Origin of the sequence: Rhizobium sp. PRIMUS64 (genome assembly GCF_023006465.1) — a bacterium.
GTDB lineage: Bacteria > Pseudomonadota > Alphaproteobacteria > Rhizobiales > Rhizobiaceae > Rhizobium > Rhizobium leguminosarum.
The window spans coordinates 1-748 of sequence record NZ_JALBGX010000314.1; the positions used below are offsets into that span (position 1 = coordinate 1).

Below are 748 nucleotides of genomic sequence, written 5' to 3' on the forward strand. Positions count from 1 at the left end.
TCTAGTTCCAGAGCTAGGCGCAGACATAGAAGCTCACAGCAGTTCATCGTGTCCGCTACCGATAGCCGACCGCTAAGCTGCTTCGCCAGATGGGGTCTGCTTGTCGCTTACGCTGCAGGATCGTCTGGTCAAGGAATTGCGACTGGCAGGCATCGACACCATGGAGGCAGGCAATGCGTTTCTGCCGGGCTTCATGGTGGACTACAATGGGCGGTTTGCGATTGTCCCTGCCCGATCCGATGACCTGCACCGGCCGGTAAATCTTGCACCGGATCGGTTGAAGGAGATCCTGTGCAAACGCGAGCAGCGCTATGTCGGGTCGCAGCTGACGTTTTCGTTTGAGCGCAAGCGGATCATGCTGGCGGAGAGCGACGTGACGCGCGGATTGGCTGGTCGCTATGTCGAGACCTATGCCTATGCCGACGGCCGGCTCGATGTGCGGTGGAAGGGACACTCCCTGCCCTACAAGGTGTTCGACAAGGACCAGCGGGTGACGCATGCGGCGATCGTCGAGAACAAGCGGCTCGGCGATGTTCTGGCCTATATCAAGGAGCGGCAGGAGCAGCAATCGGTAAGCGGCCGGTGAGGGCCGTCTTGCGAGGTTGAGACGAACATCGGAAGTCCTAGTGCAAACACTGTAAGCGACAAGCAGACCCCATCTGGCGAAGCAGCTTAGCGGTCGGCTATCGGTAGCGGACACGATGAACTGCTGTGAGCTTCTATGTCTGCGCCTAGCTCTGGAACTAGA

Annotated in this window: 1 pseudogene; it reads left to right on the plus strand. The window is 58.8% G+C overall.

The features are described from left to right. Positions 1-100: 100 nt before the first annotated feature. Positions 101-568, plus strand: a pseudogene (locus tag MOV76_RS39305) (ISNCY family transposase); the annotation flags it as partial. Positions 569-748 lie beyond the last annotated feature (180 nt).